At 38.2% G+C, this 13,018-nt stretch carries 11 protein-coding genes; 10 read left to right on the top strand and 1 reads right to left on the bottom strand.

Features of this window, described 5'->3' with window-relative positions:
- Positions 1–54: 54 nt before the first annotated feature.
- Positions 55–1,332 carry a metal-dependent hydrolase family protein gene (locus tag EU510_RS07195; RefSeq protein WP_149592902.1) on the bottom strand — a complete coding sequence of 426 codons (1,278 nt, stop codon included), beginning with the start codon at positions 1,330–1,332 and terminating at the stop codon, positions 55–57.
- 154 nt (positions 1,333–1,486) lie between these two features.
- Here EU510_RS07195 and EU510_RS07190 point away from each other — a divergent pair, with 154 nt between their 5' ends.
- The 10 genes from EU510_RS07190 to EU510_RS07145 all read left to right on the top strand — a co-directional run bounded on the left by EU510_RS07190 (position 1,487) and on the right by EU510_RS07145 (position 13,016).
- Complete coding sequence (locus tag EU510_RS07190) at positions 1,487–3,328, top strand: DUF885 domain-containing protein (protein WP_149592901.1); 1,842 nt, start codon at positions 1,487–1,489, stop codon at positions 3,326–3,328.
- A gap of 97 nt (positions 3,329–3,425) precedes the next feature.
- Positions 3,426–3,938 carry a YcgN family cysteine cluster protein gene (locus EU510_RS07185; RefSeq protein ID WP_149592900.1) on the top strand — a complete coding sequence of 171 codons (513 nt, stop codon included), beginning with the start codon at positions 3,426–3,428 and terminating at the stop codon, positions 3,936–3,938.
- Complete coding sequence (locus EU510_RS07180; RefSeq protein ID WP_149592899.1) at positions 3,938–4,450, top strand: RNA methyltransferase; 513 nt, start codon at positions 3,938–3,940, stop codon at positions 4,448–4,450. Before EU510_RS07185 ends, EU510_RS07180 begins: the two co-directional genes overlap by 1 nt.
- 77 nt (positions 4,451–4,527) lie before the next feature.
- Entirely contained in the window at positions 4,528–5,421 is an 894-nt protein-coding gene (locus EU510_RS07175) for a substrate-binding periplasmic protein (RefSeq protein ID WP_149592898.1), read from the top strand.
- Between the two features lie 85 nt (positions 5,422–5,506).
- On the top strand, positions 5,507–6,763 hold the full coding sequence (locus tag EU510_RS07170; RefSeq protein ID WP_149592897.1) for a sugar MFS transporter: 1,257 nt from the start codon (positions 5,507–5,509) through the stop codon (positions 6,761–6,763).
- A gap of 256 nt (positions 6,764–7,019) precedes the next feature.
- Entirely contained in the window at positions 7,020–8,909 is a 1,890-nt protein-coding gene (locus EU510_RS07165) for a methyl-accepting chemotaxis protein (protein ID WP_149592896.1), read from the top strand.
- Positions 8,910–8,914: 5 nt separating this feature from the next.
- Positions 8,915–9,997 carry a GGDEF domain-containing protein gene (locus EU510_RS07160; protein ID WP_149592895.1) on the top strand — a complete coding sequence of 361 codons (1,083 nt, stop codon included), beginning with the start codon at positions 8,915–8,917 and terminating at the stop codon, positions 9,995–9,997.
- A 13-nt stretch (positions 9,998–10,010) separates the two neighbouring features.
- Positions 10,011–10,625 (top strand): DsbA family protein, encoded by a 615-nt coding sequence (locus EU510_RS07155; protein ID WP_149592894.1) that lies wholly within the window; start codon positions 10,011–10,013, stop codon positions 10,623–10,625.
- A gap of 260 nt (positions 10,626–10,885) precedes the next feature.
- Positions 10,886–11,638 carry a DUF3450 domain-containing protein gene (locus EU510_RS07150; protein WP_149592893.1) on the top strand — a complete coding sequence of 251 codons (753 nt, stop codon included), beginning with the start codon at positions 10,886–10,888 and terminating at the stop codon, positions 11,636–11,638.
- Between the two features lie 10 nt (positions 11,639–11,648).
- The gene (locus tag EU510_RS07145) at positions 11,649–13,016 is read left to right on the top strand and encodes a MotA/TolQ/ExbB proton channel family protein (protein WP_149592892.1); all 1,368 of its coding nucleotides are present in this window, start codon (positions 11,649–11,651) and stop codon (positions 13,014–13,016) included.
- Positions 13,017–13,018 lie beyond the last annotated feature (2 nt).

Below are 13,018 nucleotides of genomic sequence, written 5' to 3'. Positions count from 1 at the left end.
GAGATGGGTGAGGGTTTATTAAGGCTAAGTAAGCTCAGCCTTAATAGCGTGTATTTACAATTGGTTTTTATAAACAACACCTGCTTTCATCACAAAAGGTACTGCCTCTAAGGTTTTAATACTTTTAAGAGGGTTTGCTTTTACCGCAATTATATCAGCTGCAAATCCTGCTTTAATTTGTCCTAACTGAGTATCCATTTTTAATAACTTAGCGCTATTAATAGTGGATGCTTGAATGGCTTGTAGTTCTGTCATGCCAAATTTAACCATGCGGCTAAACTGTTTTGCATTGTCGCCATGCGGGTAAATTGCAGCATCGGTACCGAACACCATTTTAACGCCTGCTTTTACAGCACGGTTAAAGCTATCACGTTGCCTTTTAGACACTTGGCGCTCTTTATTTAAGTTTTCTTCGTCTACACCGTTTTGCTCACCATAAGTTAGCGTATATTCGGTATTATAAATATCCATAGAAAGCCACGTACCATGCACTTTGGCAAGTGCTATCGCTTCGTCATCTAAAAAGCTGGCATGCTCTACGCTATCAACACCTGCTTTAATGGCTGTTTTAATCCCGCTTGTACCGTGCGCATGGGCAGCTACTGGTAAATCTCGCATATGGGCTTCTTCAACAATGGCTTTCATTTCTTCAAAAGAATACTGCTGTGCACCTACTTTAGTCCCTTTTGAAAATACTCCGCCTGTGGCGCAAAACTTAATAGCGTTTGCCCCGTATTTAATGTTTTCGCGTACTTTTATACGCGCAGCCCATGGACCGTCTGCGACGCCACTTGAAGTATATTTAAGCTCAGGAGGTAATCGGTTGTTATCACAGTGCCCGCCAGTAATGCCGAGTGATGGGCCTGCAGCCCAAATACGAGGGCCAACTATGTCACCCGCATTTATGCCGTCACGCACCGCTATAACGCTGTAACCTTCTGCGCCAACATTACGTACTGTTGTAAATCCGGCTTCTAAGGTTTTTTTAGCAAAATGAGCCGCTTTAATTGCCATTCTAGGTACAGATTGACCCAAGCGTTCACTGCGCGGCACCGTAGGATCGCTCGTTAAATGCACATGCATATCCATTAAACCTGGCATAAGGGTTAAATCAGGTAGTTGAATATGTTTATCATCTTTAGTCAGCGTGGGTTTTTTATTTTTTTCAATATTAGTGATCACGCCATCATCAATAGTAATTAATGGAGATTTAATGAGTTTGCCATCTTCAACATCAACCATGGCTTTAGCCGATAGGTATATGACAGCATGGGTATTAAAAGTGGTTAAGCAAAGTAAGGCAATAGAGGTGCTGAGTAGTTGTTTTTTCATTTTATTTTTCTTTTAAATCATATTTGAATTAATAGAAATGTAACAAGTTAAGATAAAAGTGCAAATTTAATACGATGAATGCAATCTATCGTAATTTCTTTATTAAGCACGCTTTAATGCGCATAATTAAAAAACGATATTAAAAAGGATTATTATGAAATCAATTAAATTAGCATTAGTTGCCAGTGGCGTTATGTTTGCTTTAAGTGGCTGTATGAATACTGAGCTTAGTACACACACTAATCCCAGTACACAGTTAAACACAGTTAACGCATCGGCAGGTATTGTTTCAGAGCTCTCGGCAGAACAACAACTCGATGTACTTGTTGCACAGTATTACGATGAATCGCTCACATATAACCCCATCAGCGCAACATACAATGGTCGTAATGAGTTTAACGATCAATTTACGCCTGCGATTTCAAAAGAAAATAGAGCAAAAAAAGCAGCTTTTTATAAAAAATATCAACAGCGATTAAACTTTATAGATGAAGCACAGTTAACAGGGCAATCGCTTTTAAGTTTTGAAATATTAGAGCGTGACCTTGCACTTAAATTAGAAGGCATGCAGTTTCCTGATTATTTACTACCAATTAATCAAATGGCAGGTGCACATAACACCTTTGCAGGTTTTGGTTCAGGTCAAAGTGCTCAGCCGTTTAATACCGCTGAAGATTACACGGCTTTTATCTCGCGTAGCGAAGGTTTTGTAAAGTGGCTTGCTAGTGTAGAGCGCTCAATGGCACAAGGCATTAAATTAGGTATTACGTTACCAAAACCACTTGCTGAAAAACTGCAGCCACAATTTGCAGCTCATGTAGTTAAAAATGCCGAAGATTCACTATTTTGGGGACCAATTAAAAAATTACCAGACTCGTTTAGCGAACAACAAAAGCAAAAAATTACAGCGCAGTATCGTCAATTGATCATGCAGCATTTAGTACCTGCTTATAAAAGCATGAGTGACTTTTTAGCTAATCAGTATATTCCTAATAGCCGAGAAAGCGTAGGTTATAGTGACTTACCAAACGGTAAAGCATGGTACGAATACCAAATTAAGAAAAACACAACGCTTAGCTTATCTGCAGACGAAATTCATGACATTGGTTTAAGTGAAGTGTCGCGCATTTTAAGCGAAATGAAAAAAGTAAAAGAAACCGTAGGCTTTAAAGGCGAGCTATCTGAATTTTTTGACCATTTACGTGATTCAGATGAATTTTACTACGACACGCCTGAGGAGTTAATTGCAGCATATGAAAACGTTAAGAAAAAAATAGACGCGCGTTTGCCTCTGCTTTTTAACATCGCACCCAAAGCCCCTTACGTTGTAAAAGCGGTTGAAGCATACAGAGCGCAGTCGGCAGCCGGTGCATCTTATGCATCACCGGCACCTGATGGCTCTCGCCCAGGTATTTTTTATATCAATGCTTATAACTTAAAAGCGCAGCCTAAATTTTTACTCGAAACTTTATCAATTCACGAAGCAGCCCCGGGCCATCACTTTCAAATAGCACTTCAGCAAGAAATAGAGGGGTTACCTGATTTTCGTAAATTTGGTGGTTATACGGTGTTTGCCGAAGGTTGGGCGCTTTACGCAGAAAGCTTAGGCAAAGAGCTCGGATTATTTACCGACCCTTATATGTGGTACGGACGCTTATCGGATGAGCAATTACGTGCAATGCGTTTAGTGCTTGATACTGGTTTTCATGCAAAAGGATGGACGCGTCAACAAGGTATAGATTACATGCTTGCTAACTCGTCTATGGCAAAGAGCGATGTAATTGCAGAGGTTGAGCGATATATTGCATGGCCAGGACAAGCGCTTTCTTACAAGTTAGGGCAATTTAAAATTCAAGAGTTACGTGATTTTTCTAAAAAACAACTGGGTGATAAATTTGATATTAAAGCGTTTCACACGCAAATATTGATTGATGGTGCATTACCAATGCCAATACTAGAGGAAAAAATTAAGCGTTGGGTTAAATCTCAAAGCTAATTTATAGCACAAAGCCAGTACTTTGAAAGGGTATTGGCTTTGCGCCATTTACAGCAATACGGTAGAATGCGCGCTCTTTAGGGGGCACGAGTAAACTATGTTTGATCAACAATTAGCAAATACACAATTTTGGCTTAAAAAAAGCTTAAGCGACATGAGTCAAAACGAATGGGAAGCCATTTGTGATGGATGCGGAAAATGTTGTTTAAACACGTTTATTGATAGCGAAGATGAAGACGAATTTACCGCCACCGATCAGTTACGCGAAGGTGAGCAGTTAATATTCACTAATATTGTATGTCAGTATCTCGATAACAACACTTGTGGTTGTAGCGAATACGAAAACCGCCAAACGCTTGTTCCTTCTTGTGTAAAACTTACAAAAGAAAACCTTAAAGACATCTTTTTTATGCCACAAAGCTGCAGTTACCGTCGTTTACACGAAGGCCGTGGTTTGGCTTCTTGGCACCCATTATTAAATAGTGGCGATAAAACAAAGATGCATGAGCTAGGTATTTCTGTAAAAGACAAAACAGTAAAAGACTGTGATGTAAAACTCGACGACTTTGATTTGTACATTGCAGAGTGGCCAACAAAGGACGTAGATTAATGAGTACACAACAAGCGGTAATTGGTTTAATCAATCCTAAAAGCCCGACTAATGTTGGCGGTGTATTGCGAGCAGCTGGTTGTTACGATGCCAAACAAGTTTTCTTTACAGGTAATCGTTACTTAAATGCTAAAAAATTCCATACAGACACAAAAAATGTAGTGGAACGTATTCCTTTAACTGAAACCAATAGTTTAGAATCAATAAAGCCACAAGGTGCTACGGTTGTGGTTATTGAGCTTATTGAAGGTGCAACACCTTTACCTGAGTTTAAACACCCTGAAAATGCATTTTATGTATTTGGCCCCGAAGATGGCACTGTATCAAAAGATGTTTTAAAGTGGTGCGATGAGGTTGTTTATATTCCAACTATCGGCTGTATGAATCTAGCGGCAACCTGTAATGTAGTATTGTATGACCGCCTGGCTAAATTAGGCGGTGTAGAGAGTAGTGACGATACTATTATTAGCTCTCGTGATACAAACAATAAAATGAGGTGGCAAAAAAGCTGATTAGTTAAGGTTTATTTGTGCAAAAGTCTTAGTTGTAGCTAAACTTAAAACAATATTAATCACAAATAGATTCTAAAATGCGCTGGTTTTATTTTATATTATTGCTAACAACGAATAATAGTTTTGCTGAAACATCGGTTGAGTATTTTCAAAATGGTATTCAACACACCTTAAATGGGCATTCCCATAAATCCGGAGTGCTCTATGAAGCTAAAAACTCCAAACAAACACTTCATCTAGCTACACTTGATTGGCCTCCTTATATTGGTAATAATTTATGTAATAAAGGCTGGGTTTATCAGTTTTCAATTGCATTATTAAATAGTAAGGGCTACAGCGTATATATTGAATTTTTGCCTTGGGCAAGAGCAGTACGAAATGTAGAACTAGGCAAAGCTGATATACTAATGCCTGAATACTTTATAGAAGATACAGCCCCCTCCGATTACGTTAATGGTAAAACACGTCGAGAATTACTCGGTTTATCTAATTCATTTAAAGGTGGAAAAATTGCCTTTTTAAAAAGGAAAGGCGATACAGACCATTTCACAGGAAACTTAAAATCACTTAAAGGGCAAAAGATTGGTGTTGTTCGAGGGTATCAAAATACGCCAGAATTTGATGCTATGATGGACAATGGTGAGTTTAAAGTTATCTCCTCTGTTGATGATTTACAGCTTGTTCAGCTTCTGGTTGCTAAACGTGTTGATTTGATTATAGGCGACCCTCAAGTTCTTAAATTCTCTATAATGTACTCCTCTTTAACTAAATCTGAAAAACAATCTTTGCTTTCTTCTATTGAGCAAGAAAGCATTCCTCTGCAATACAACCCTTTATATTTTGCCATTAGTAAGCTTACACCTAAATGGCTTTTAGTTTTAGAGGACATAAATGAAGGGCTTTATCAGTTTCATAACAGTGGCGAGATGGACCGTATTATCAATACAACAAACACTCAATGCAAACCATAAAGTTGGAACGTTCCTTTGTTGCGCTGACTAATTTATATTTAAACATGTAAAATCGTTTTCAACTTGTTAATGGAGTGAAAACGACGTGAGTGAAATAAATACAAATCAATCATTCGCGGTCAACGAACAGCCAAATAAAAATTATCTGTTTCCACTGACTGCAATGACGACCCTATTTTTTTTATGGGGTTTTATTACTGTTTTAAACGATGTACTAATACCGCGCTTAAAAGGCGTATTTGACTTGAGCTTTTTTGAAGCGATGCTAGTACAGTTTTGCTTTTTTGGAGCTTACTTTATTGTTTCTATTCCTGCGGGTCTTTTAGTTAAGCAATTTGGTTACAAAAAAGGGATTTTGACTGGTTTAATTGTGGCTTCAATGGGTTGTATGCTGTTTTACCCTGCTGTTGTAGTACATCAATATTGGCTATTTTTAGGTGCTTTATTTGTACTTGCCTCAGGTGTAACAGTACTTCAGGTTTCTGCCAATCCTTATGTTGCAGCTCTTGGCAGCGAAAAAACAGCTTCTTCTCGTTTAAATTTGGCACAAGCACTTAATGCGCTTGGTACTACCGTTGGGCCTTATGTTGGTGGTTTATTATTTTTTGGTACAGCAGGTAGTTTAGCCGCATCTGCAGCAACTGCTGAATCGGTAAAAGTACCTTATTTAATGCTTGCTGGCGCCTTATTGCTTATCGCTATTATATTTGCCTTTATAAAGCTTCCAGAAATTGAAGCCCACAAAGAGGAAAATAATACAGCAATTGAATCTCGTTCGTTAACGCAAGCACCGCACTTAACTATGGGTGTAATTGCTATATTTTGTTATGTAGGTGGAGAGGTTGCCATTGGCAGCTTTTTAGTTAACTACTTTGGTGAGGCGCACATAGCTGGGCTTGAAGAGCATACTGCGGCTGCACTTATTAGTTACTACTGGGGCGGGGCAATGGTAGGGCGTTTTATTGGCTCTGTATTATTACAAAAGATAGCACCTTCTAAAGCTATAGCGTTTAATGCATTTAGTATTATTGCGCTATTATTGATCACTATTTTTACTCAAGGTGACGTCGCTTTATACTCAGTATTGGCAATTGGTTTATTTAACTCAATTATGTTCCCGACTATATTTTCAGTTGCAATCGAGCGATTAGGATCATTGACGAGCAAAGGTTCTGGCTGGTTATGTTTAGCAATTGTTGGCGGTGCGCTTGTACCATTACTGCAAGGGTTTATAGCTGATACAGTAAATATACAGCAAAGCTTTTTTGTTCCAATGTTATGTTATGCATTCATTGCATGGTACGGTTTAAATGTTGTTCGTTTAGCAAATAAGTGGCAATAATAGACTATATATAAGTGACTGAATACGTATTCAGTCACTTATAAAGCTACATTTAATAGGAACGTTCCACAAATGGTGTACCTCGTCACAATTTATTTCAATATTAGTCGGTTACCCCTTACAGCCTCTTATTTTTTAATCCTTTATCCTTATTTTTATCTAATAACCTAGTCGCAAGCCTTATTTATTGGGACATTTAGCTAAATTTTTGCTAAAACTATATGGATAACAAAGAAAAATAATAAAAAGGATGTATATGCTTAACTCGTTGAAATTTACTTCCAAAGTGACTATTGCAGCCTCTTTAATTTTGGTTTTGGTGCTAGGGTTATTTACTTTTAATAACTACATTGCGATGCGCAAGCAAACCGAGCAGCAGTTAAGCCTAGTATTACAACAAAATTCCGAATCTGTTTCACAAAATATAGCGAGTTGGTTAAATGCAAAGTTGGCGATTGTTATATCAATTGCTAAAACCCATAAAGCTAATGATTCTAAAGCACTCACCCTTTCACAATTAAATACTGCAGAGCTTGCTGGAAGTTTTAAAAATACTTATATAGGTAAATCCAGTGGCACGTTTATATTAAACGACCAATCAGTTGTTTTACCTGCTGATTTTGATGCGACCTCTCGCCCTTGGTACAAATTAGTCGAAAACAAATCTAATACCGCTTTTACAACCCCCTATATTGATGTGACTACTAACGAGCTTACAATTTCAGCGGTGGTACCCATGCTACAAAATGGCCAATTTAGTGGTGTTGCAGGTGCCGATATTGATATGCAAACCGTGACTAAAATCATTAACGATATTGACTTTTTAGGGCTCGGTTATGGTTTTTTACTCGATAATAAAGGCCAAGTGTTAAGCCATCCAAATGCACAGTTAAACTTAAAAAATACATCAGACATTTTTGGTACTAATACGCCTTTGCAAAGTGAGTTTACCCAATACGAGATAAACGGAGAGTCTAAGCTTATTTCGTTTACAAAAATAAGTGGTATTGAAAACGTAGATTGGTACTTAGGTGTTGTTATAGATAAAAATAAAGCGTATGCCAGTGTATCGGCTTTTGGCCAAACTGCGGCTGTTTTTATGGTAATAGGGATTGTTACTATCATTATCATGATGCAGCTTTTATTGCGCTATTTAATGCAACCTATGAACCGTTTAAATGATGCTATTAAAGATATTGCGCAAGGTGAAGGCGATTTAACAGGGCGCTTAACCGTTGAAAATGATGATGAATTTGGCGAATTAAGTCATTCATTTAATATTTTCATTGAAAAGATTCAACACTCAATAGAACATGTAAAAAGCACCACAGAGCAATTAGATACAGCTATTGAGAGTTTGGTGTCACAAACACATTCATCGTTGTCTATGTATGACGATCAAAGCAAGCGTACCGATAGCGTGGCATCCGCGATTAATCAGTTTTCTGCCACATCAATGGATATTTCAAATAACGCAGAGAGTGCATCGCAGCTTGCTAAAAATGCAGATGAACACTCAACACAAAACCAAGAAGCATTAAGCCACAGTGTTGCAACTATCCATCAGCTCTCGGGTAATATGGAAAAAGCTCAGCAAACTATCAACAGTTTAAATACGCATACAGCTAGTATTGGCCAAGTGCTTGAAGTTATTAAAGGTGTAAGTGAGCAGACGAATTTATTGGCACTCAATGCCGCGATAGAGGCTGCGAGAGCAGGAGAAGCAGGACGTGGTTTTGCCGTTGTAGCAGATGAAGTTCGCCAATTAGCGCATCGCACTCAACAGTCAACGCAAGAAATTGAAGACACGGTTAGTCAGTTGCAAAAAGGCTCAAACCTTGCTGTAGAACTTATGAAAACAAGCCTACAAGATAGTGAAAAAAGCGTGCAACAAGCAGATGCAGTAGGCAATTTAATGAGCCATGTTATACAGGCTATTAAACAAATTAATGATGCTAATCACTCCGTGGCCAGTGCAACCGATGAGCAAAACCAAGTAGTTAAGTTATTAGATACCGATATTCAAACAATTAATGCGCTTTGTATACAAGGCAAGGCGAACTTAAACAACACGCTTAACGAATGTACCAAACTAAAACAACAGTTTAGTGCATTAGAAAATATGGTTCAAAAGTTTAAAGTATAAAATTAATGACTAAAAAAAATGTGAATAAACCAAGTTGGCTGAGTCTAATAAATATTGACAGTGTTTATAGCTCAGACATGCAACGCAAAGCGTTTTCTTTATTTACCATGATTGGGATTTCAATTGTGGTGATTGCTGTATTAGTGTTTTTGAATTATCAGGTTTACTCGCCAATACTCACCGCTTCATTAATTATCGTTAACATTACAAATATAAGCTGTTCTATATACTTTATAAGAACGGGTAATCTTCAAGTAGTGGCATTAATAAGTATGAGCATTGTGTGCATGATGTTTGTTGCACTTGTTTATACCGGTGGTAAAGACAACACCGCGCTATATTGGTTAATGTTTTATCCTGTCGTAACGTTTGCATCTTTAGGGGTCAGATTAGGTGCTTGGTTGGGGTGTACTTTACTGTTTTCTTGTATTGTTATTTTATACGGCCCTGACTTTGGTCAAGTTAGCTATGGCTTCGTTGAAAAAACACGATTTATAGCGTCCTTTTCTATGGTGTTTTTATTCTCATTTATTGGTGAGTATTTTAGGCATAAAAGCCATATGGCTATTGCCGATATTACGCTGGAGCAAAAACAAGATGCTTATACCGACCCCCTTACTGGTATAGCAAACAGACGTTTTATTACCTCTCATTTTTTAAAGCTTGCTCAAACACGCCCAGAGCAGTACTTACCTTTTTCAATTTTGTTAATTGATTTAGATAATTTTAAATCTTTAAACGATACGCATGGCCACGATTTTGGTGATACGGTATTGATAGAATTTACCAAACTTCTTGAGTCTCAATTTTTGGCAACTGCGTTAAAGGCCCGTTATGGCGGTGAAGAATTTGTCGTTATTTTACCGCAGCTCACTGCCTCTACAGCCTCTGTAATTGCGAACAAATTTCGAGAAGTCGTGGCAGGGCATGTTATATTCACTGATGACAAGCAGTGCATTTCAATCACCTGCAGCATTGGTATTTCCCAAGTAAATAAAGTAACTGATTATGATGATTCATTAAAACAAGCTGATGAAGCTCTTTATAGTGCAAAGGCTTCAGGTCGAAATAGAGTCGTCTCGAACTAGTTGAAGGATTAATATGTCTCAAAGTAAATTAATATATGTTCATGACCCAATGTGTAGTTGGTGTTGGGGTTACTCTCCAACCTGGCTTAAGCTAAAGTCAGAGCTTGCTCGTAAAGTAGCAATTGAATATAAAGTTGGTGGCCTAGCACCTGATAGCCAAGACCCAATGCCACAAAATATGAAAGAGATGCTCGAGGGAACTTGGCATAAAATTTCAGCGCAGTTAGGTACGCAATTTAATTATAACTTTTGGCGCAATTGCCAGCCAAGGCGTTCAACGTATCCCGCATGTAGAGCTGCACTTATAGCGCGTAAAGCGGATAAAGAAGCTCAAATGGTGGCTGCAATTCAACACGCTTACTACCTAAATGCGCAAAATCCTTCTGATGAAAGTACGTTAATTAGTTTGGCTGAAAAAATTGGCTTAGATAAAGATGAGTTTTCGGCGCAGTTAACCTCAATCGAGCTTAATGAGGAGCTCAAATCAGAGCTATCCTTTGTTCGTACATTACCTATTCAAGGTTTCCCCTCACTCGTGCTTATAAAAGATAATAAAGCATACCCAGTTGAAATAAATTACACCGATTGGCAAAAAACGTTAAACCACGTTAATACACTTATAAACTAACACTTATTTTAAATTTTGAGTGTTTAGCAATTAAACACTCAAATTCCTTTTGCCTACCTCTTAAAATATTAAAATCCCATTAAGTCTCAATTATTACCGCTGTCATAAAAGCGACTTTTTTGCGCAACATCCTTGTCATGTTTCATCTATAAACTCCTGCTCATTGAAATTATTAAGTCATAAATTATTTATATAACAAAGTTTATGACGTTAAAAAACAAACTAGCAAATCCGCTAACTAACGAGTAAAGGTGTATGCGATGAAAGGCGTTAAACCATTAATCTTAGCTGGTATTGTGGCCGCAAGTGCAGCAGTACACGCAAACGATTTAAATAAGGTTATTGATAAAAGCAGTGAAATTAATAAATCAGCTGCGCAATCACAAACAAAAATAGACAAGATTGCAGATTCAATGCAAGGACGTTTACAGCAATTTAAAACCCTCAATAAAGAAATTGATGGTTTAGCTGTTTACAACGCCCAGCTAACTAAACAGTTAAATAATCAAATAGAAGAGATGGAATCTTTAAACCTGTCAATGGATCAGGTTTCTATTATTGAGCGTCAAATTACGCCGCTAATGCTTAGAATGATTGAAGGTCTTGAGCAGTTTGTATCTTTAGATATTCCATTTTTAGCTGATGAGCGCACTAAGCGCGTTACGTCTTTAAAAGAAATGATGAATCGTGCAGATATCAACTCAAGCGAAAAGTTTCGCCGTGTGCTTGAAGCGTATCAAGTAGAAGTAGACTACGGGCGCACTATTGAAGCTTATACCGCACTTTTAAATGTGGATGACAAAGAGCGTGAAGTTGATTTTTTACGCATTGGCCGTTTAGAGCTTATTTACTTAACACGCGATGGCAAAAAAGCAGGTAGCTGGAATGCAGAGACAAAATCATTTGAAGCATTACCAGACTCTACAATAAGCCAAATTAATAAAGGTTTACGCATTGCGCGTAAACAACTTGCCCCAGATATGTTAACTCTGCCAGTACATGCAGCAGAATAAGAGGTTGAAAATGAAATTGTTTACTCAAATGACAAAAATAGCTCTTTTTGCTGCAAGCTTAAGCATTACTGGTGCAAGTATAGCGGCAGAGCCAATGAACTTAGATTCATTACTTAAAACGCTCGAAAATGGTCAATCAGCTCAAAGCGTGCAAAATAAGCTACGTGAACAAGAGTTTGCTGCTCGCCAAAGTGAGCAAGTACAAATGCTTAAAAATACCCAAGCAAAGCGCAATCAAATGCTGGTGGAATCTGAGCGCCTAGAAACGCAATTTGAAGAAAATGAAGTAAAGCTTGCTAACTTAACAGACACGCTTTCTAAACGTATGGGTTCGCTTAAAGAGTTGTTTGGCGTTCTTCAACAAGTTGCAGGTGATTCGAGCAATAAGTTTGCGACATCAATTGTGTCGGCTCAAATAGACGGGCGCAGTACGTTTATGGATGAACTTGCTCAAAAAATGGGTTCAACGTCAAAACTTGCCTCAATAGAAGATATTGAAAAAGTATGGTTTGAACTACAACGCGAAATGACAGAGCAAGGTAAAGTTAGCCGCTTTAACGCAAGCGTTATTGTTGAAGGCGGTACTAAAGCACAGCAAGAAGTTGTGCGAGTGGGCGCATTTAACCTTATATCAAACGGTAAGTATTTAGAGTTTAATTCCTCGACTAATTCTTTGAGTGAATTAACTCGCCAGCCCGTATCGCGTTTTACCGCAACGGCTGAGGATCTTCAAAGTACTAAAAGCGGTGTGGTGCAATTTGCACTTGACCCAACAGGCGGCTCTATTTTAGGTTTATTAGTACAAGCACCCGATACTCAGGAGCGTGTTCATCAAGGTGGCACCGTGGGTTATGTGATTTTAGGCGTAGGTGTTATTGCACTTCTTATATCACTTGAGCGTTTTTTCTCGTTATTAATTATGGGCGGTAAAATTCGTCGTCAGCTTAAAGATACAGTTGCACGTGATGACAACCCGCTTGGGCGCGTAATGAAAGTAAAAGATCAATTCCCAAGTGTTTCACACGACACACTGGAGCTTAAACTAAGTGAAGCTATTTTACGTGAAATGCCAAAAGTGACGCGTAATTTAACACTTATCAAAATCATCTCTGTAGTTGCACCGCTGTTAGGTTTATTAGGCACGGTAACAGGCATGATCAATACATTCCAAGCAATTACCTTATTTGGTACTGGGGATCCTAAGCTTATGGCGGGCGGTATTTYTCAAGCACTAGTAACAACGGTACTTGGCTTAGTTGTGGCAATTCCGACGGTATTTTTATACACCTTACTTAATACGCGCGCTAAAAATATCTTGCTGACTATTCAAGAGCAGAGCGCTGGTATTATTGCAGAGCGAAGCGAAAAGGGAGCATAAAC

Origin of the sequence: Pseudoalteromonas sp. FUC4, assembly GCF_008370255.1 — a bacterium.
Lineage (GTDB): Bacteria > Pseudomonadota > Gammaproteobacteria > Enterobacterales > Alteromonadaceae > Pseudoalteromonas.
The sequence above is the reverse complement of the archived record's forward strand: the minus strand, read 5'-3'. Positions and strand labels throughout refer to the sequence as shown.

Bases quoted from the DNA above. Each gene is read 5' to 3' on its own strand.
- EU510_RS07195 (WP_149592902.1), bottom strand. From the start codon at position 1,332: ATGAAAAAACAACTACTCAGCACCTCTATTGCCTTACTTTGCTTAACC.
- EU510_RS07190 (WP_149592901.1), top strand. From the start codon at position 1,487: ATGAAATCAATTAAATTAGCATTAGTTGCCAGTGGCGTTATGTTTGCT.
- EU510_RS07185 (WP_149592900.1), top strand. From the start codon at position 3,426: ATGTTTGATCAACAATTAGCAAATACACAATTTTGGCTTAAAAAAAGC.
- EU510_RS07180 (WP_149592899.1), top strand. From the start codon at position 3,938: ATGAGTACACAACAAGCGGTAATTGGTTTAATCAATCCTAAAAGCCCG.
- EU510_RS07175 (WP_149592898.1), top strand. From the start codon at position 4,528: ATGCGCTGGTTTTATTTTATATTATTGCTAACAACGAATAATAGTTTT.
- EU510_RS07165 (WP_149592896.1), top strand. From the start codon at position 7,020: ATGCTTAACTCGTTGAAATTTACTTCCAAAGTGACTATTGCAGCCTCT.
- EU510_RS07160 (WP_149592895.1), top strand. From the start codon at position 8,915: ATGACTAAAAAAAATGTGAATAAACCAAGTTGGCTGAGTCTAATAAAT.
- EU510_RS07155 (WP_149592894.1), top strand. From the start codon at position 10,011: ATGTCTCAAAGTAAATTAATATATGTTCATGACCCAATGTGTAGTTGG.
- EU510_RS07150 (WP_149592893.1), top strand. From the start codon at position 10,886: ATGAAAGGCGTTAAACCATTAATCTTAGCTGGTATTGTGGCCGCAAGT.